This window comes from Mesorhizobium sp. M0037 (assembly GCF_040323635.1).
GTDB lineage: Bacteria > Pseudomonadota > Alphaproteobacteria > Rhizobiales > Rhizobiaceae > Mesorhizobium.
On the sequence record NZ_JAMYVB010000003.1, the window covers coordinates 85,663 to 103,366 of the forward strand.

18 protein-coding genes and 1 pseudogene are annotated in these 17,704 nt (G+C 62.0%); 5 read left to right on the forward strand and 14 right to left on the reverse strand.

Annotated elements, in window-relative coordinates:
* Positions 1-34: 34 nt before the first annotated feature.
* Positions 35-589, reverse strand: coding sequence for a hypothetical protein (locus NKJ78_RS07325; RefSeq protein WP_023698594.1), 555 nt, complete (start codon positions 587-589; stop codon positions 35-37).
* A gap of 302 nt (positions 590-891) precedes the next feature.
* On the opposite strand from NKJ78_RS07325, the gene NKJ78_RS07330 reads away from it, so the two are divergent.
* Positions 892-2,571: an electron transfer flavoprotein-ubiquinone oxidoreductase gene (locus NKJ78_RS07330; RefSeq protein ID WP_352459661.1), complete on the forward strand. Its 1,680-nt coding sequence runs from the start codon at positions 892-894 to the stop codon at positions 2,569-2,571.
* Positions 2,568-3,314 (forward strand): DUF922 domain-containing protein, encoded by a 747-nt coding sequence (locus tag NKJ78_RS07335; protein WP_502901617.1) that lies wholly within the window; start codon positions 2,568-2,570, stop codon positions 3,312-3,314. Before NKJ78_RS07330 ends, NKJ78_RS07335 begins: the two co-directional genes overlap by 4 nt.
* A gap of 25 nt (positions 3,315-3,339) precedes the next feature.
* Here NKJ78_RS07335 and NKJ78_RS07340 read toward each other — a convergent pair whose 3' ends face one another.
* From NKJ78_RS07340 to NKJ78_RS07350, 3 genes are all read right to left on the reverse strand, one after another.
* Complete coding sequence (locus tag NKJ78_RS07340) at positions 3,340-4,353, reverse strand: endonuclease/exonuclease/phosphatase family protein (protein WP_502901619.1); 1,014 nt, start codon at positions 4,351-4,353, stop codon at positions 3,340-3,342.
* A 139-nt stretch (positions 4,354-4,492) separates the two neighbouring features.
* Positions 4,493-5,953, reverse strand: coding sequence for an AMP nucleosidase (locus NKJ78_RS07345; protein ID WP_023731828.1), 1,461 nt, complete (start codon positions 5,951-5,953; stop codon positions 4,493-4,495).
* Between the two features lie 278 nt (positions 5,954-6,231).
* A complete protein-coding gene (locus tag NKJ78_RS07350) occupies positions 6,232-6,426 on the reverse strand; it encodes a hypothetical protein (protein WP_023702175.1) in 195 nt (64 codons plus the stop codon).
* A gap of 51 nt (positions 6,427-6,477) precedes the next feature.
* On the opposite strand from NKJ78_RS07350, the gene NKJ78_RS07355 reads away from it, so the two are divergent.
* Positions 6,478-6,708, forward strand: a complete 231-nt coding sequence (locus NKJ78_RS07355; protein ID WP_156935551.1) for a hypothetical protein — start codon at positions 6,478-6,480, stop codon at positions 6,706-6,708.
* Positions 6,709-6,839: 131 nt separating this feature from the next.
* Here the strand turns inward: NKJ78_RS07355 and NKJ78_RS07360 are convergent, their stop codons facing one another.
* The gene (locus tag NKJ78_RS07360; protein ID WP_352459658.1) at positions 6,840-7,181 is read right to left on the reverse strand and encodes a DUF2147 domain-containing protein; all 342 of its coding nucleotides are present in this window, start codon (positions 7,179-7,181) and stop codon (positions 6,840-6,842) included.
* Positions 7,182-7,621: 440 nt separating this feature from the next.
* Between NKJ78_RS07360 and NKJ78_RS07365 the strand changes: the two genes are divergently transcribed.
* Both NKJ78_RS07365 and NKJ78_RS07370 read left to right on the forward strand, forming a co-directional pair.
* A complete protein-coding gene (locus NKJ78_RS07365) occupies positions 7,622-7,888 on the forward strand; it encodes an SEL1-like repeat protein (RefSeq protein WP_006199745.1) in 267 nt (88 codons plus the stop codon).
* A gap of 386 nt (positions 7,889-8,274) precedes the next feature.
* Complete coding sequence (locus NKJ78_RS07370; protein WP_352459657.1) at positions 8,275-9,396, forward strand: ABC transporter substrate-binding protein; 1,122 nt, start codon at positions 8,275-8,277, stop codon at positions 9,394-9,396.
* A 66-nt stretch (positions 9,397-9,462) separates the two neighbouring features.
* On the opposite strand, the gene NKJ78_RS07375 is transcribed toward NKJ78_RS07370, so the two are convergent.
* The 9 genes and pseudogenes from NKJ78_RS07375 to NKJ78_RS07415 all read right to left on the reverse strand — a co-directional run bounded on the left by NKJ78_RS07375 (position 9,463) and on the right by NKJ78_RS07415 (position 17,584).
* Complete coding sequence (locus tag NKJ78_RS07375; RefSeq protein ID WP_352562407.1) at positions 9,463-11,424, reverse strand: acetyl/propionyl/methylcrotonyl-CoA carboxylase subunit alpha; 1,962 nt, start codon at positions 11,422-11,424, stop codon at positions 9,463-9,465.
* A gap of 49 nt (positions 11,425-11,473) precedes the next feature.
* A complete protein-coding gene (locus NKJ78_RS07380) occupies positions 11,474-11,851 on the reverse strand; it encodes a hypothetical protein (protein ID WP_023684512.1) in 378 nt (125 codons plus the stop codon).
* A gap of 45 nt (positions 11,852-11,896) precedes the next feature.
* Positions 11,897-12,271 (reverse strand): hypothetical protein, encoded by a 375-nt coding sequence (locus NKJ78_RS07385; protein WP_023670207.1) that lies wholly within the window; start codon positions 12,269-12,271, stop codon positions 11,897-11,899.
* 120 nt (positions 12,272-12,391) lie between these two features.
* Positions 12,392-12,921: pseudogene (locus tag NKJ78_RS07390) on the reverse strand (O-acetyl-ADP-ribose deacetylase).
* Position 12,922: 1 nt separating this feature from the next.
* On the reverse strand, positions 12,923-14,530 hold the full coding sequence (locus tag NKJ78_RS07395; RefSeq protein WP_352459655.1) for a carboxyl transferase domain-containing protein: 1,608 nt from the start codon (positions 14,528-14,530) through the stop codon (positions 12,923-12,925).
* Between the two features lie 8 nt (positions 14,531-14,538).
* Positions 14,539-15,444, reverse strand: coding sequence for a hypothetical protein (locus NKJ78_RS07400; protein WP_352459654.1), 906 nt, complete (start codon positions 15,442-15,444; stop codon positions 14,539-14,541).
* Positions 15,445-15,453: 9 nt separating this feature from the next.
* Positions 15,454-16,617, reverse strand: a complete 1,164-nt coding sequence (locus NKJ78_RS07405; RefSeq protein ID WP_352459653.1) for an isovaleryl-CoA dehydrogenase — start codon at positions 16,615-16,617, stop codon at positions 15,454-15,456.
* The gene (locus tag NKJ78_RS07410; protein ID WP_023692832.1) at positions 16,586-17,230 is read right to left on the reverse strand and encodes a TetR/AcrR family transcriptional regulator; all 645 of its coding nucleotides are present in this window, start codon (positions 17,228-17,230) and stop codon (positions 16,586-16,588) included. Before NKJ78_RS07410 ends, NKJ78_RS07405 begins: the two co-directional genes overlap by 32 nt.
* A 69-nt stretch (positions 17,231-17,299) precedes the next feature.
* Complete coding sequence (locus NKJ78_RS07415) at positions 17,300-17,584, reverse strand: acylphosphatase (protein WP_352459652.1); 285 nt, start codon at positions 17,582-17,584, stop codon at positions 17,300-17,302.
* Between the last annotated feature and the right edge of the window lie 120 nt (positions 17,585-17,704).

Below are 17,704 nucleotides of genomic sequence, written 5' to 3' on the forward strand. Positions count from 1 at the left end.
GGCATTTCGTGGCGATTTTCACGGCGTCTGCCGCTTACCCCGTCGGTATCCGCGGATCCTGCACCAGATAGAACGTCCAGCGCGGCGTGTAGTCGGTGATCAGAAACTCGAAGCGTCCCCTCTTCAGCGGGTCGATCTGTCCACTCTTGAACAAGAGCCGGTCATAGGGTTCGAAATCGCGGTCGAAATCGGCGTACGCGCTCGACAGGATGTTGTCGGGCGTCTTGTTGCGCTGGTCGAAGGACAGGCCGTCGCCGAACACGCTCGGCTGGTTGAGTATCTCCTGCAGCTCGAACTGGAATTCGACCCAGGCCTGGCCGCTGTTGTTGAGCACCTCGATACGCATGTACAGGATGCCGTTGGCGAATTCGCCGTTGGTGCTGAACGGCTGGATCGGTTTGGTGGTGCGGATGGTGAGCGTCACCGGCGTCGACGAATTCAGCTCCTCGGAGATGACCAACGGATCTTCCTTGGTGCCGGTGCCCGAGGCGCCGGTGATGTGGAAACCGCCAAGCTCGTCGGAAAAGGAATAGGCGCCGGTCGCCCACACCTTCACCGGCTCGGCCTGAGCGCGAACCGGCGTAAGCATTGAAAGGGCGAGAAGGATCGCTCGGCAGGTCCGGCCGGGCGGAAGGGGGAAGCGCGTCAATGAATAGCCGGACGGCGTGCGCATGGAAATAAGTATGGCCGATAAGAGAGCCGTCGAACAATTAAAATATGGGACGCTGAGCGCGGCCGCGCGCAAAACGCTTGCGGCAGAGTTGTCATCCGCGACTTTTTGTCGAAATCGGCATTGTCACGTCAGCGCCGGTTTCCTGTCGCGGATTGATGCGCTATGCAGCGCAGGAGCCAGCAAAATGCCGGAAACGGTTGGCCAGAGCGGAGGGGTTGATGAGCGAGATCGAACGCGAGAGCATGGAATTCGACGTGGTCATCGTCGGGGCCGGCCCGGCGGGCCTTGCCGCAGCGATCCGTCTCAAGCAGGTCAATCCCGAGCTTTCCGTCGTGGTGTTGGAAAAGGGCGGCGAGGTTGGTGCCCACATTCTGTCAGGCGCCGTCGTCGATCCCATAGGCATCGACCGCCTGTTGCCGGGCTGGCGCGAGGAAGATGGCCACCCCTTCAAGACGCCGGTTACGGCCGACGATTTCCTGGTGCTCGGCCCCGCCGGCTCGTTCCGTCTGCCCAATATCCTGATGCCGCCGCTGATGAACAATCACGGCAACTACATCGTCTCGCTCGGCAATGTCTGCCGCTGGCTGGCAACCAAGGCTGAAGCGCTAGGCGTCGAAATCTATCCGGGCTTTGCTGCCGTCAGCCTCGTCTACAACGATGCCGGCGCCGTCACGGGCGTCGTCACCGGCGACATGGGCGTCGAAAAAGACGGCACACATGGCCCGGGCTTTGCGCCGGGCATGGCGCTGATGGGCAAATACGTGCTGATCGGCGAGGGCGCGCGCGGTTCGCTGTCCAAGCAGCTGATCGCAAAATACAAACTGTCCGACGGGCGTGAGCCCGGCAAATACGGCATCGGCCTCAAGGAGCTGTGGCAGGTCAAGCCCGAGAACCACCGGCCGGGCCTGGTGCAGCACTCCTTCGGCTGGCCGCTCGACCTGAAGACAGGCGGCGGCTCCTTCCTCTACCACCTCGAGGATAACCAGGTCGCGGTCGGCTTCGTCCTGCATCTCAACTACAAGAACCCCTGGCTGTCGCCCTTCGAGGAATTCCAACGGTTCAAGACGCATCCGGCGATATCGCACACCTTCGAGGGCGCCAAGCGCATCGGCTATGGCGCGCGCGCCATTACCGAAGGCGGCTGGCAGTCGGTGCCGAAACTCTCCTTCCCCGGCGGCGTGCTGATGGGGTGTGCGGCGGGCTTCGTCAACGTGCCGCGCATCAAGGGTTCGCACAATGCGGTGCTGTCCGGCATGCTGGCAGCCGAACATGTCGCGCAAGCGATCGGCGCCGGCCGTGCCAATGACGAGCTGTCGTCTTATGAGGACGCCTGGCGCGCGACCGATATCGGCAAGGATTTGAAGAAGGTCCGCAACGTCAAGCCGCTCTGGTCGCGCTTCGGCACCATTATCGGCGTCGGCCTCGGCGGTCTCGACATGTGGCTGAACACGCTGTTCGGCTTCTCGCCCTTCGGCACGCTGAAACATGGCAAGGCCGATTATGCCGCGCTTGAGCCCGCGGCCAAGCACAAGAAGATCGCCTATCCCAAAGCGGACGGCGTGCTGACCTTCGACCGCCTGTCCTCGGTGTTCCTGTCCAACACCAATCACGACGAAAACGAGCCGGTGCATCTCATCGTCGGCGACATGGAGTTGCAGAAGCGTTCCGAGCATGATGTCTTTGCCGGGCCTTCGACCCGCTATTGCCCGGCCGGTGTTTACGAATGGGTCGACAAGGACGGCAACGCCGCCGCCGATCCGTCTGCCAAAGATGTGCGCTTCGTCATCAACGCGCAGAACTGCGTGCACTGCAAGACCTGCGACATCAAGGATCCCAACCAGAACATCAACTGGGTGCCGCCACAAGGCGGCGAAGGCCCGGTCTATCAGGGCATGTGAGCCTCACCGACCGGGGCCGTCTCAACCAGCAAAAATGGCGGCGATGGCCGGGTTTACCAAGGCATGTAAGGCGCTCGGCGCCAAAGATTGTTGAAACCGTCGTCTGCTTGTGGTCTCATTGCCGCGTCCATGGGGAAAATGGCATGCGCGTGTTGGTCTTGTTTTGCGTCGCCGTCATAAGCGCGGCCTGCGGCGTCGTCGGGACGGCGTCGGCGGGGGTGAAAACCGTCGTCAAGACGCGAACCTATGACATCACCGGCACGACAGGTGCCGGTCTGGTTATCGCCATGAACCGCAGGGGCCCCAAGCACGGTTTCATGACCCACGCCATCGCGCAGACAAGCTACACCGCCGACTGGAGCCTGGACGTGGGTCAGGTCAACGGCGTCTGCCGCCTGCGCCAGGCCAATGGAACGCTCAACATCGCCTACACCTACCCGCGCGTCGCCTCGGCCGTCACGCCGGCGCTGCGCAAACGCTGGAACCGGTTTTTCACAGGCGTTCTCGCTCATGAAGGAACCCATGGCCGTATCGCCGGGCAGATGATGCAGGCTGCCGAGCGGTCGGTTCGCGGCCTGAAATTTGCCAACGATCCGCAATGCAACAAAACGCGCGTCGAAGCCACGCGGCGCTTGCAAGCCACTTCCAAGCTCTATGAGGCAAAACAGACCGCGTTCGACGCGCGCGAGCACAGTGAAGGCGGCCATGTCGAGCGCATCATCGAGGCCTTGGTAGGCTTGTGAAACCGTAAGCCCCGTGGCGTACGATCTAGCCGCCCATGCTGGGCTGGATCAGCGACACAGTCGCGGTAGAATCCTCGTCGACCGGCTTGGTCTCGTCGCGCATCAATGAAAATTCCACCATCACCGGCAGATGGTCGGAGCCGGTCTCTTCCATCTGCGTCGACGACAGGATGGTCACCCCGCCCTTCGAAAACACCTGGTCGATCGGCAGGCCCGCATAGCGCCGCAGGAAATCGGGCAGGGTCCGGTGGATCCAGGTCGGTCCGGCCGACGGCATCACGGTCAGTCCGCCGAGCGAGGCAACGCGCCGTACCGCGGCGCTCCACGGCACGGCGTTGCAGTCGCCGGCCATGATCGCCGTCTCGCCGAGCGAGGTGAGCGTCTCGGTCAACTCGCCGATCTGCCAGTATTGTTCCTTCGGCCACGGCCAGCTCAAATGGATCGCCGCGACATCGACCGGAGTGCCGCCGAAATCGACGGTGGCGGCCGCCATCGCGCCGCGCGGTTCGCAATGCGGCTCGGTGCCGGCCGCAAAAGGTCGCCGGGACAAAAGCGCCACGCCCCACACGCCGTGGGGATGGGCGCACAGGATGCGATAGGGATAGGCGTTCTGGATATAGCCGAGTTCGGTCGCCCACATGGCCGATACTTCGTCGAGCGTGATCACGTCTGGGTTGGTCCTGGCGATCAGCGAAAGAACCTTCTTGGGTGTCGGATTGTTGAAACGCAGGTTCATCTGCAGCAGCCGGTAGACCGGTTCGTTGCCGGGCGCGGCGTCATTGGCGGCCTGCACCGGCCACAGGCGCGGCAAGGTGCTCAACGTGCTGGCGAAGGCGGCCACGGCCAGCAGCAGGCCCACGCCCGCCTGCAGGCGAAACGAGGTGGCGAGCAGCGGCAGCGCAATCAGCCCCATCAGCACGGCAAAATGGATGCGGAAATGGGCAAAGGAATCGAAGGCCGGATGCAGTGCGCCAAAGAACCCGGCTACAAGCGCGGCCGAGAGGCCGAGCATTGCCAGGAACGCCATTGAAGCCATCATCTTTCGCACGCGTGCCATCAGACCGGGTTTTGCCCTAGACCGGGTAATACATTGCCGAGGTATCAGGCCTTTATCGGCTGAAATGCGGCCCAATCAAGATGACGAAACGCCTCGCGGCAAACATTTACGGCAAGCCGGTCTACTGAAAGGCCGTCTCCGAAAAGCTTCTCAGCTTGCGCGAATGCAACCGTTCCATCGGCATTTCCGCCAGCTTCTCCATCGCCTTGATGCCGATGGTCAGATGCTGCGCCACTTGCCGCTTGTAGAATTCGGTCGCCATGCCGGGCAGCTTCAACTCGCCATGCAGCGGCTTGTCGGAGACGCAAAGCAGTGTGCCGTAGGGCACGCGGAAGCGGAAGCCATTGGCGGCGATCGTGGCCGATTCCATATCGAGCGCGATGGCGCGCGACTGCGACAGCCGCTGCACCGGTCCGCGCTGGTCGCGCAGTTCCCAGTTGCGGTTGTCGATGGTGGCGACGGTGCCGGTGCGCATGATGCGCTTGAGATCGTAGCCGGAAAGTCCGGTGACTTCGGCGACCGCCTCCTGCAGCGCCACCTGGATCTCGGCCAGCGGCGGTATCGGCACCCACACCGGCAGGTCATCGTCCAGCACATGGTCTTCCCGGACATAGGCATGCGCCAGCACATAGTCGCCCAGCGCCTGAGTGTTGCGCAGTCCGGCGCAATGGCCGAGCATCAGCCATGCATGTGGCCGCAGCACCGCGACATGGTCGGTGATCGTCTTGGCGTTGGACGGGCCGACGCCGATGTTGACCATGGTGATGCCGCCATGGTTCGGCTTCTTCAGATGATAGGCTGGCATCTGAGGCAGGCGCGGCGCCGCCACGCCTTCGCTGGGCGCGTTTTGCCCTGCCTTGGTGATGACATTGCCCGGTTCGACGAATTCGGTATAGCCGTGGCCGCCTTCAGCCATCTGGGCCCGCGCGCGGGCGACGAACTCGTCGATGTAGAACTGGTAGTTGGTGAACAGCACGAAGTTCTGGAAATGCTGCGGGCTGGTCGCCGTGTAGTGCGTCATGCGGTGCAGCGAATAGTCGATGCGCTGCGCCGTGAACGGCGCCAGCGGCCTTGGTTCGCCGAACGCGACCTCGAAGGTGCCGTTGGCGATCTGGTCGTCGGTGCCGTCAAGATCCGGCACGTCGAACAGGTCGCGGATCGGCCGTTTGATGCGGTCGGCGGCGGCGCCATCGACATGGGTTCCTTCAAGGAACGCGAAATGCAGCGGGATCGGCGTGGTCGATTCCGAAACCGTTACCGGCACGCCGTGATTGCGCATGATCAGGCGAAGCTGCTCTACGAGATAGCGTTCGAACAGCACCGGCTGGGTGATGGTGGTCGAGAAATGCCCGGGGGTCGGCATGTGGCCGTAGGCCTGGCGCGAGTCGATCTGGGTGAACGAATTGGTGGTGACGCCGATCTCCGGGTAGAAGGCGCGGTAGCGCTTGCTTTCGTCGCCGCCGGCGGCAAGCGTGGCAAAGGAGTCGCGCAGAAACTTGGTGTTGCGGTCGTAGAGCACCTGCAAGGCGGCCACGGCCTTTTTGGCGTCGTCGAAGCTCTGCTTGCCGAAAGGCTCCGGCATGACGACCGATTCGATAGCTTGTGGGTAGATTCGCTTTTCCATGGCTCAATATAGAGACTTGAGGCCGCACTTGGGAGGGGAGGATGGCCGCCAAGTGGTCGATTTATTCGTCCACGCCCAAGGTGTGCTGAGATTCAGGTAAGGCTGAGCCGGAGTCGAAGACGGGCGCGAAGCGACCAAACTGGTTGGCTTCGAGAACCGGAGCGGAGCGTACTCGAAGTATGTGAGCACCAAAGGCCGCCACTTGCAGGCCGGCATCACCTTAATACCGGCACACCTTACCCGCGCTGCAGACTGACCAGCAAGACAAAGCCGACGCCATGCTTCTTCGTCGCCGGCGCGTCGATCGTCGTGTCGGCATTGGCCCGCATCATCGGCATGACCAGGACCGGCGCCGACAGCACGACCAGGACGAGCGCCGCCCGCGGCAGGAGCCGAAGGGTCTGGAGGGCGTTGATGGCGATGCGGTTCATGGCTTTTGCTTTTCTGTTTGGATCTATGTCTTTGTCGTCTCAGGGGCGAAAATGGTTCATGCAATCGAATTGGCAGGAACTGGCTGCATCCCAGGAACGGGCCGGGCGGCCGGCTTCGGCCACGAGGATGGCGAAGAGCATCCCGAACAGGCTCATCAACAGGCAGACGATGGTGAAGCGGCGAGCGAGCATTTGCGTAGTGTCTCCTTGAACACGCCATCAAAATGCCCTGATGCGACTGAACCGGCGCTGATGCCGACGTTCATCTGCGGTTCAAAGTGATTGACGAGGTCTTAGAGAGAGCGTCGGTTCGGGTTTGCGCCGCCGCAAACGGTCGTCGCTATGGCGCGGACCGTCCTGCAAAAGAAAACGGGGCCTGTGAAGGCCCCGTTGGTCAACTCAAAGCAGCAAGATCAGAGCTTGTGCCAGGTCTGGCTCTTGCAGATCAGCCCGCCGAGCACGCAGCCGCTCATCTTGAGCGAGGTGCCCGACAGTGTTGCCTTGCCCGAATAGGTCTTGTCGCTTGCCGGATCGGTGATGTTGCCGGCATATTTGTTGGCCCCGGCCGCCTTGAGCGAACCGATGGTCTTCCCGGCATATTTGCCGGTCTTCAGGGTGATGGAGAATGAACCGCTGCCGCCGATAACTGCTGTGTCGCCGGCTTGTGTCTTCCAATTGCCTTCGATCGGATCGGCCCAGGCCGCACCAGCCATCATCACGGTGGCCGCCAGGGCCAAGCTCACTTTGCGAAACATATCTGTCCTCCCTGGTTTTAGGTGGTGCAGCCGCCTCTCTGCCCCTTACGCAAACGTAAGCTAATCCAGCTCCCGGCAAAACAAAAGCGGGTGCCGTGACGGAAGGTTTCGCAAATTTCATGCGGGGTCGGGAGAGTGCAGCCTGTGGAAATGAAACGATCGAGGCGTTGGCTTTGGTTTGCGTGGTTAGCAGAGTGTTGATCGGCGCCTTGCAAATTTTCATCAAATCCGGTGCGAAACGGCGGGATTGCTGACTTTGTATCCTTAACGAATTTCCGCGTTTACCTCTTGTTTTAGCTTTGTTTTCTCCAAATTAAGCACGCCATTTAACGACGGATTCAAGGCTCGGCCTCATTCTCGGAAGCATCGAAAGAGCGGCTCCCCAGGGGACACCGGGGGACAGAAAAGGCCCGCTCTCGGGAGCCAGACAGGGGACTAAAATGGCACGTTTTGAAATGCTTGAAGCCGGCTTCGGCGCCATGGGGGCAACTGCCCAGGCCGACATTCTTTTCGAACTGGGCATGATGTATGCGACCGGCCGCGATTGCGAGACCGATGTCGTTGCCGCCCACAAATGGTTCAACATCGCCGCCATCAAGGGCTCGGTCCGCGCCGCGGAACTGCGCTCGGAACTGTCGGCCGCAATGTCCAAGGTCGAGATCGCCAAGGCGCTGCGCGAAGCCCGCGAATGGATGACGATGCACTGAGATCGCGAGCAGATTATCGCAGGCACATTATCGAAAACAGGGAAGCCCCGGGATCAAGACCGCAAAGACGGTCGGAACCGGTGAAACGACAAGGCCGCGACAAGACGGCCGACCATGAAAGAACAAGAACGCGGCAGGCCGGCACGGTCCAGTCGTGCACAATGGGGACGGCGGGCAGGTTTTCGTGGCGCGGGGGCGCATGGGGACTGCTACGAGCAAAAAGCCACGACCGGCCGGAACAGGCTGGCGTGGCTTTTTGCGTTGATGAGGCCCAATCGAGCGGCGCCGATGCGCCTAGACAGGCCCAATGAAGGATGAAATTGTCCCGCCTTCGGAAAGAAGCGCGGCCAGAGCGGCTGCGCGAGTGTGGGAGGAGTTCTATCACCATGAAAAAAATGGGTATTTTGAGCGCGGCCGTATTTGGCCTGACGATGAGCGCGCAGGTTGCCTTTGCCGATGACATCACCATTTCGGTGGTCGGCCCGATGACCGGACAGCTCGCCACGATCGGCGACCAGTTCAAGCAGGGCGCAACGGCAGCCGCCGACGCGATCAACGCCGCCGGCGGTGTCAACGGCTCGATGATCAAGCTCGACATCGAGGACGACCAGTGCGATCCCAAGCAGGCGGTTTCGGTGGCCAACCGGATCGTTGCCAACAGCGTCAAGTTTATTGACGGCCATGCCTGTTCAGGTTCGAGCATCCCGGCTTCCGCCGTCTACGCCGAGGCCGGCGCGCTGATGATGAGCCCGGCCTCTTCAAATCCCGAGCTGACCGATGCCGCCGCCAAGGCCGGCTGGCCGACGATCATGCGTCTCTATACGCGTGACGATGCGCAGGGCGCCTTCATCGGCCCGTGGATCGCCAAGAAATATGCCGGCAAGAATGTCGTTATCCTGCATGACAAGAGCGCCTACGGTCAGGGCGTTGCCGATGCCGTGAAGGCGACGATGAATGCCGGTGGCCTCAAGGAGATCGACTATGAAGGCATCAATGCCGGCGAGAAGGATTATTCGGCTCTCGTCACCAAGCTGAAGGACCTCAAGGCCGACGTTGTCTATTTCGGCGGCTATCACCCGGAAGCCGGGCTTATCCTGCGTCAGTCGGCCGAGCAGAGCGTCAAGTTCCAGCTGATCATGCCGGATTCGATCGCCTCGCCAGAATTCTGGCAGGTCGCCGGCCCCGCCGGTGAAGGCACCCTGTTCGTCTTCCCGTCGGACCCGCAGGCCAAGCCGGAAGCCAAGGAGGCCATCGCCAAGATCAAGGCGGGCGGCTTCGTGCCGGAAGGCTTTACGCTGTTCTCCTACGCCGTCGTTCAGGCGTTTGCAGAGGGCGTCAAGCGCGCCGGAACGGACGATCCGGTCAAGGTAGCCGAAGCGCTGAAGAACGGCACGCCGTTCAGCACCGTGGTCGGCGACGTGACCTTCGACGAGAAGGGCGATCTGAAGAACGCCAGCTACGACATCAACCAGTGGCACGACGGCAAATACGCGCCGATCGCGCAGTAAGCGGCCGCGTACTCATGGCAATGGCCGGGCTTGTCCCGGCCATTTTTCATTCAAGCCTCCAGCCGGCTATGAAGCCTCTTCAACGAAGCGCACCAGCACCGTTCCGTCGGTGACCTGCTCGCCCTCGGTGGCGATTTCCGCGATCACGCCGTCATGGCTGGCTGCGATCGTGTGCTCCATCTTCATCGCTTCCAGGATCAACAGCGGCTGGCCCTTGATCACCCTTTCGCCCTTTGCCGCGCGCACCAGCTTGACCACGCCTGGCATCGGCGCGCGCAGGCTGCCGGAAGCGGCGGCCGCCTCGTCGGTGCGCGCCAGCGGATCCGGGACGAGGAAACTGTAGCCGACCGCGCCTTCGAACACGGTGACGTGGCCTGGCCAGCGGGCAAGGCGAGGGGCGGCGCGAAGATCATGCGAATTGACGCTGTCATAGGGCGCGTCCAGCGCCACCTCGAAGCGCCCGTCCGGCCGCACTGAAACACGCGCCAGTATATCGTCCTCGCCATGGCGCAGGCGCGTGCGGCGCGCAATGCTATGGAAATGCGCATAGCCGGCAAGCGACGACCACGGATCGTTCGACGGCGGCAAGGCACCGGCGCCCGCCGCGGCAAGGGCCGCCGCGGCAACGATCTCGCTGCGCGGCGGGGCGACCGCGGTCAGCGCTTCCTGATGCCTGCCGATCAGGCCGGTATCGACGTCGCCGGCCGAAAAATCGGTGTTCGCGGCAAGTGCCGCGAGAAAGGCGGTGTTGACGGTCGAGCCGGCAATCTCGGTCTGCGACAACGCAGTGCCGAGCGCATCGAGTGCCGCCTGCCTGTCCTTGGCGTGGACGACCAGCTTGGCGATCATCGGATCGTAGAAGGGCGAGATCGCATCGCCGGCCCGCACGCCGGTCTCGATGCGCATGCTGGCGCCTTCGGGCGCGTTGTCGGGAAACGCCAGGTGATGCAGCGTGCCGGTCGCCGGCAGAAACCCTTTCGCCGCGTCCTCGGCATAGATGCGCGCCTCGAAGGCGTGGCCGGAAAGCGTGATTTCGCTCTGCGTCTTCGGCAGCTTTTCGCCGGCGGCTACCCGCAACTGCCACTCGACGAGGTCGGTGCCGGTGACCGTTTCGGTGACGGGATGCTCGACCTGCAGGCGGGTGTTCATTTCCATGAACCAGAAGCGGTCGGCCTTCAGCCCCTGCGAGGCATCGACGATGAATTCGATGGTGCCGGCGCCGGAATAGCTGATCGCCTTGGCGGCCTTGACCGCCGCTTCCGTCATCGCCTCGCGCAGCGCCGGCGTCATGCCGGGCGCCGGCGCTTCCTCGATCACCTTCTGGTGGCGGCGCTGCGCCGAGCAGTCGCGCTCGTAGAGATGCACGGCATTGCCAAATTTGTCGCCGAATACCTGGACCTCGATGTGGCGCGGCTTGTCGACATATTTTTCGACCAGCACGCGGTCGTCGCCGAACGCGGCCTTGGCCTCGCGCCGTGCGCCCGACAGCGCCTCGGAGAAATCGTCGGGATGTTCGACCCGGCGCATGCCCTTGCCGCCACCGCCGGCGCGCGCCTTGATCAGAACGGGATAGCCGATCTCACGCGCCTTGGACGCCAGCAGCACGATCTCCTGCGCCTCGCCATGATAGCCCGGCACCACCGGCACGCCGGCCTTTTCCATCAGCCGCTTGGCCGCATCCTTCAGCCCCATGGCGCGGATCGAGGCGGCCGACGGGCCGATGAAGGTGAGCCCTGCCGCCACCACCTGGTCGACGAAATCGGGGTTTTCCGAGAGGAAGCCATAGCCGGGGTGAATTGCTTGCGCGCCCGTCGCCAGCGCCGCCGCAACAATCCTGTCGCCGCGCAGATAGCTTTCACCGACGGGCGAAGCGCCGATATGCACCGCCTCGTCGGCCATTTTGACATGCAGAGCCTTGGCGTCCGCGTCGGAATAGACGGCAACGGTGCGCACCCCCATCTTCTTGGCCGTGCGTATCACCCGGCAGGCGATCTCGCCGCGATTGGCGATCAGGATCTTGGCGAACATGGAGCCTCCCGGGTTTGTCTCGGGCAGCGCCGGTCTGGCAGGAATGAGCCTATTTCGAAGCCGCGATTTTGCAGCCGCCGCTCGCGGTCTGAACCTTCCACTTTTTCAGGCCAACCTGACAGCTTCGCAACGCCAACTCTTCCGCGGCCTTCTGAGATGGCGCGTTCAGCCGCGCACCGCAGATGATGTAAAGATCGTCGACGCGCGAGTAGAATGTGGTCGCGTAGGCCGAGTGGCCACTCGCCGCGACATAGGCGTTGTACGACTTCGTGCAGGGCTCCTTTGGATTCAGTGACAACGGAGGCCAGAACCGGGTGTCTCCCTTGCTGCCCGCCAGCGATCCAGCCGCCCCGATACCGGGTGCCGTAAATACGAGCAGGCCGGCAAGCATCGATACAGTAATTCGTTTGATGCGTGTCGATTTCATCTTGCGCCGCCCATTTGAAAAATGCCCAAGCCGATGCTTGTCGGCCTACTTCGATGCCGCAACTTCGCAGCCCGCACCTGTAATGACCTTGTAATGGCTGCGGGCGGACTCGCAGGATTTCATCGCCCGTTCTTCGGCAGCCTTCTGTGACGGTGCATTCAAGCCCGAGCCGCAGATGATGTACAACGAACGGATCCGGGCATAGGGCGTGGTCGCATAGGCCGAATGGCCGCCGGCGGCCACATAGGCGTTGTAAGCCATGGTGCACTGGTCTTTCGGGCTTTTCGGCAAATACGGATAGAAATGGATGTCGCCTTTGCTTCCCGCCAGCGATGCCGCGGCGCCAACGCCGGGTACCGCAAATATAAGCAAGACTGCAAGTACCGACGCAGTCGTTTTTCCCGAATATTTCGGCCTCATCTTTACCCCATCCCCGTTGCCCAATGCGGGATGAACAATAGCGTCTATTCTCCAGTGCCGCCAGCCTGCTCACCGAAAATTTCTTTTGCGTAGGTGGATAAACCATCTTATCCATGCAGACTAGCATCCTTCAATGGCAGCAACGGCTTGTCGGTATAGTTGAGCTGTTGGCTCGTCGAAGCAGCAGAAAATAACTGTTTCGGGCGTTGAGTTCTGTCCGACGAAGGTACCTGCGATGCCAACGGCAATCTGCGTCGCCTCATTTTTCGGATAACGGTAGATGCCGGTGGAGATCGCCGGAAATGCCACGGTCCGGCAATCCCTGGCGGCGGCGATTTGGAGTGACCTGATATAGCAGGATACGACCAGTCCGGCTTCGCCTTTGCCGCCGCCTTGCCACACAGGTCCGACCGTGTGGATGATGTAAGGTGCCGGCAGGTGATAGCCCTTGGTAAGCTTTGCCTCGCCGACTTGCAGCCGTTCAGCATCCGGCATTCGAATTCGAGCTCCGGGCCGGCGGCGCGGTGAATGGCGCCGTCGACGCCGCCGCCGCCCAGCAGCGAGGAATTGGCGGCGTTGACGATGGCATCGACCGCAAGCCTGGTGATGTCGCCGGTGTGGCCATGTATCCGTTCGCCGAACTTGCTCATCCTACATCCTGAACACGCCGAACTTCGTTTCTTCGATGTCGGCGTTGAGCGCGGCCGAAAGGCTGAGCGCGAGCACTTCGCGCGTTTTCGCCGGATCGATGATGCCGTCGTCCCACAGCCGCGCCGAGGAGTAGAGCGGGTGGCCCTCATGCTCGTATTTCATCAGGATCGGCTTCTTGAATTTCGCTTCCTCGTCCGCGCTCCACTCACCGCCCTTGCGCTCGATGCCCTCGCGCTTGACCACCGCCAGCACGGTCGCCGCCTGTTCGCCGCCCATCACCGAAATGCGCGCGTTCGGCCACATCCACAGGAAGCGCGGCGAGTAGGCGCGGCCGCACATGCCGTAATTGCCGGCGCCGAACGACCCGCCGATGATCATCGTCACCTTCGGCACCTTGGCGGTGGCGACCGCCATCACCAGCTTGGCGCCGTCCTTGGCGATGCCGCCGGCCTCGTATTTTCGCCCGACCATGAAGCCGGTGATGTTCTGCAGGAAGATCAGCGGGATCTTGCGCTGGCAGCACAGTTCGATGAAATGCGCGCCCTTCACAGCACTTTCGGAAAACAGCACGCCATTGTTGGCGATGATGCCGACCGGCATGCCCTGAAGATGGGCAAAGCCGGTGACCAGCGTGGTGCCGTAATTCTGCTTGAACTCGTCGAACTCGGAGCCGTCGACGACGCGCGCGATCACCTCGCGCACATCATAGGGCTGGCGCAGATCCGTCGGCACGATGCCGTAGAGTTCCTGCGCGTCATGAAGCGGCGGCATGGGTTTCTGTAAGGTCAGGCTTACAGTCTTGCGCCGGTTGAGATTTTTGACGATGCGCCGGCAGATGGCCAGGGCATGTTCGTCGTCCAGCGCATAGTGGTCGGCGACACCGGACAGCCTGGTGTGCACGTCGGCGCCGCCAAGCTCCTCGGCGCTGACATCCTCGCCCGTAGCCGCCTTCACCAGAGGCGGGCCGCCGAGAAAAATGGTCGCCTGGTTGCGCACCATGATCGTCTCGTCCGACATTGCCGGCACATAGGCGCCGCCCGCAGTACATGAGCCCATGACGCAGGCGATCTGCGGAATGCCGGCCGCCGACATGTTGGCCTGGTTGTAGAAGATGCGGCCGAAATGCTCGCGATCGGGAAACACCTCGTCCTGATTAGGCAGGTTGGCGCCGCCGCTGTCGACCAGATAGACGCAAGGCAGATTGTTTTGCAGCGCGATCTCCTGCGCCCGCAAATGTTTCTTCACGGTGAGCGGGTAATAGGTGCCGCCCTTCACCGTGGCGTCGTTGACCACGACCATCACCTCGGTGCCTTCGACACGGCCGACGCCGGCGATGAGGCCGGCCGAGGAAATCTCCTCGCCATACATGGACCATGCCGCGAACTGGCCGATCTCGAGGAAAGGCGAGCCGGTGTCGAGCAACTGCGCCAGCCGCTCGCGCGGCAACAGCTTGCCGCGCGAAACATGACGCTCGCGCGCCTCCTCCGAGCCACCGCGCTCGACGCTTGCCGCCTTGTCAGCAATGTCGGCAACCAGCGCCCGCATGCGCTCGGCATTGGCGAGGTAGGTTTCGGAGGAGGGCGAGATCTGGGTTTGGAGTACGGCCACATCGGTTCCTATTGCTCTGCCACGACTTGCAGCTTGCCGTCACGGCGCTCGAAAATGTACTCGGAGAGAAGATCAGGTTCGGTCTTGAAAACCTTGTCGATAAATGAGCGAGCAAACTGAACCGCATTGGGAAGCCGCTTGTCTACAACGACGATGGCATCGCGTTTTGGAATGGCTATGAAAACGCCGTTGGGGAATTGCGGTCCAAGCGTGGCCCAGAATTTTTCGGTCAGGAGGAGAGCGGGTGAGATGGCCTCATCCCCTTCGACGGTGAAGATCGATATCCCGTCGAGGATACGCTCCTGCTTGACCTTCGTAATCTGCTTGTTGATGTTTTCCAGAGCAAGCTGGCGAAGCTGTGCGAGTGAGCGGTCCCCAACATCGTCAAGCCGGACGCTGGCGAGCGAGTCCTCATTGTCGATCTGGTAAAGGATCACGACGTCACCCGCCAAGGTTTCAAACGCCGGTCCTTTGTCGGGCTCTGTGCCATCGCCTTTGAAAGCGTCGAGATGTTCGCGCGGTCGAATGTTGGCAATCAGTAGATCGGCCTGGAAGCCGCTTTCGCTATCGTTGAGCACGAGCGTGGTTAGAAAACGTTCGATTTCGGTTTCCGCCTCTCCCGCCGGCAGGTCGCGAATGCGGCCTAGCAGGTTCGTAACGTCCACCTGAAGATGAATATCCTTGCCGGTAGAACCGACCCTGGTTACGTCAAGACGCGCCGGATCGGCGGAGTTGGGAATTGCTTGCTTGACTCGGCTGTCAGCCTTCAGGCGGGAAATGACTTCAACCCGCAGTGCTGCAACGTCTCGAAATTGCGGCATATCTGAAGAGGCGGCATTCGCAAATCCCGACAATGGGATCAATGCGACGATAGTCCGTGCTAATACTCCAAGGTATTTTGGCAAACCAGGCATTGAAATCGCTCACACCCCTTCCGCCATGATCTCGCGCCCGATCAGCCAGCGGCGGATTTCGCTGGTCCCCGCGCCGATCTCGTAGAGCTTGGCGTCGCGCAACAGCCGGCCGGTCGGATACTCGTTGGTATAGCCGTTGCCGCCAAGCAGCTGGATGGCGTCGAGCGCCATCAGCGTCGCTTTTTCGGCGGCAAACAGCACGCAGCCAGCGGCATCCTTGCGTGTCGTCTGGCCGCGATCGCAGGCAGCCGCGACAGCATAAACGTAAGCGCGCGCGGCGTTCATCGTCGAATACATGTCGGCAAGTTTGCCCTGCACGAGCTGGAACTCGCCGATCGGCTGGCCGAACTGCTTGCGCTCATGCACATAGGGGATCGCCACGTCGAGACAGGCCGCCATGAGCCCGAGCGGTCCGCCGGCGAGCACGGTGCGCTCGTAGTCGAGGCCCGACATCAGGACCTCGACGCCGCGGCCCTCCTCATGCAGCACATTGTCATAGGGCACCTCGACATTGTCGAACACCAGTTCGCCGGTGTTGGAGCCGCGCATGCCGAGCTTGTCGAGCTTTGGCGATGCCGAGAAGCCGGCCATCGTCTTTTCGACGATGAAGGCGGTGATGCCGTGCGATTTCCGCTCCGGATCGGTCTTGGCGTAGACCACCAGCGTTTCGGCGTCGGGGCCGTTGGTGATCCACATTTTCGAGCCGTTGAGCACATAGCGGTCGTTGCGCTTTTCGGCGCGCAGTTTGAGCGAGACGACGTCGGAGCCGGCGCCCGATTCCGACATGGCCAGCGCACCTGCCCTTTCGCCCGAGCACAATGCCGGCAGGAATTTCTCCTTCTGCGCCGGCGTCGCCCAGCGGTTGATCTGGTTGACGCAGAGGTTCGAATGGGCGCCGTAGGAGAGACCAACCGAGGCCGAGGCGCGCGAAATCTCTTCCACCGCAATGACGTGGGCAAGATAGCCCATGCCGCTGCCGCCGAAATCGGGATCGGCGGTGATGCCGAGAAGGCCGAGCGCGCCGAGCTCTTTCCACAGATGCGTGGGGAATTGATTGCTGCGGTCGATCTCGGCAGCGATCGGCGCTATTTTCTCCTGGGCAAAGCGGCGCACCAGATCGCGCAGCGCCTCGATGTCCTCGTCATGCCCGAAGCTGAGTGTGTTCGTGTACATGCCGTTCCTCCCCGATTTCGATCTTCGCGCCAACCAGGCGCATTGTCATTGAAAGATATGTCGCCGTGACTTCAGCCATCGACAGCCGCTCGCCCGGCCGGAACCAGACGATGACGCCGGTCATCATCTGGATCAGGGCCATGGCAGTGAGCCCGGTGTCATCGACACTGAAGGCGCCGGCCTCCGCGCCGTCGCGCAGGATGGCGCGCAACTCCTTCTCATAGGCGGTGCGCATGCGCAGTATCTGCGTCAGCCGGTCATGCGACAGGCTGCGCAATTCCATGTTCGAGACATGGGTGGAGTGGCGGCGCTCGATGTGGAAAGCGATGTGGTTTTCGACATAGGCGGCAAGCCGCGTTGCCGGATCGGCAGCGTCGGGGCGTGCGGCGTCCCACGCTTCGATCAGCCCTTCCATATGTTCGCGCATCAGCGTGAACAGCAGGTCTTCCTTGGTCGGAAAATAGCGGTAGAGCGCGGCGGCCTGGACGCCGACCTCGGCGGCAAGCTGCCGCATCGACATTGCCTCGTAGCCGAAGCGGGCGATCAGGCTGACCGCAGCCTCCCGGACGGCCGCTTCAGTTTTTTCGCCGTCGGATCCCGTTGTGCGTGCCATGAACGTCTCCCGATCCCCAGTAATAAAACGAACGTTCAATTAATTCAAGCGGCAACAAAGTGGTTCCGTCTAGACGATGATCCGAAAGTCGATGGGCGCGTCGAGGAGTTCGAATTCCTCGGTCTCGACCTTCGAAACCGAAGCTCCCCTTGGCCCTTGCCGGAGCTGTTCGATCATTGTGGAAACCGCAGCATCGGCACCGGCAATCCAGGCCGTCACGGTGCCGTCTCGTTCATTGCGTACCCAACCTACGAGGCCAAGCCCTGTCGCTTCGCCTCGCGCCCACATCCGGTAGCCGACGCCTTGCACCTTGCCATGCACACGCGCCTGCACTGCCCTTTGCCGGTCATCCATCGTTGCCTCCCATGCACAGAAACTGGCGCGGAATCGGACGAAAGCAACAGGCTTGACTTCGGATTGCTGCTGGATCGACGGAGTCGGGGTCGCGGCTGATTCTGTTTTGGCCTTGGCGGC